At 45.1% G+C, this 701-nt stretch carries 1 protein-coding gene; it reads left to right on the forward strand.

The window, feature by feature from the left end:
- On the forward strand, positions 1–534 hold a 534-nt coding region (locus tag JNC80_RS19995), incomplete at its 5' end, for an ArsB/NhaD family transporter (protein ID WP_376711423.1).
- Between the last annotated feature and the right edge of the window lie 167 nt (positions 535–701).

The raw sequence follows: 701 nt of genomic DNA on the forward strand, positions 1-701 counted from the left end.
GGGAAAGTTCAAACATGGGTCAATTCTAAATGGAAATATCTGCCCAAACTGGGTCAGTTCTCAGTGACAATCAACACCCCATGGCAAATTGTTCTTTTCTCTCTTGGAATGTACTTAGTCGTGTACGGCCTGGGAAATGCCTGGTTAACAGACGCTGCTACCGCCGTGCTTGTTTGGCTATCTGCTCAAGGAACATTGAGCGCCACAGTTGGAACCGGTTTTGCAATGGCATTACTGGCATCGATTATGAATAATATGCCAGCCACCCTTGTTGGAGCATTAGCTGTCGGCAATGCAGATGTTCCTGCCCTCACTAAAGAGCTCATGATCTATGCTAATGTTGTCGGCAATGATTTAGGCCCCAAGATCACCCCGATAGGCTCACTCGCTACATTGCTATGGCTCCATGTATTGGCGGGTAAAGGCCAACGGATTACATGGGGGCAGTATATGAAAGTAGGGTTAATTCTAACGCCACCAGTATTACTTCTGACTCTCGTTGCGCTATGGTTATGGCTCCCCTTAGCACTTTAACAACCTCATATTATAAGAAGAATATAGTTTATTCTGGTTCTGTTACAAAGATTTGAGGTATTTTGGCTTTCTAGTTATTGGTTGAGAACGGGTTCTGTCGCAAAGTTTTTGGAAGGATATAAGCGGCCTTACTTCTGAACGCAGTTATGCTGCGAGCTCCGCAAAGA

This window comes from Pseudochrobactrum lubricantis (assembly GCF_041929865.1).
Taxonomy (GTDB): Bacteria; Pseudomonadota; Alphaproteobacteria; order Rhizobiales; family Rhizobiaceae; genus Pseudochrobactrum; species Pseudochrobactrum saccharolyticum.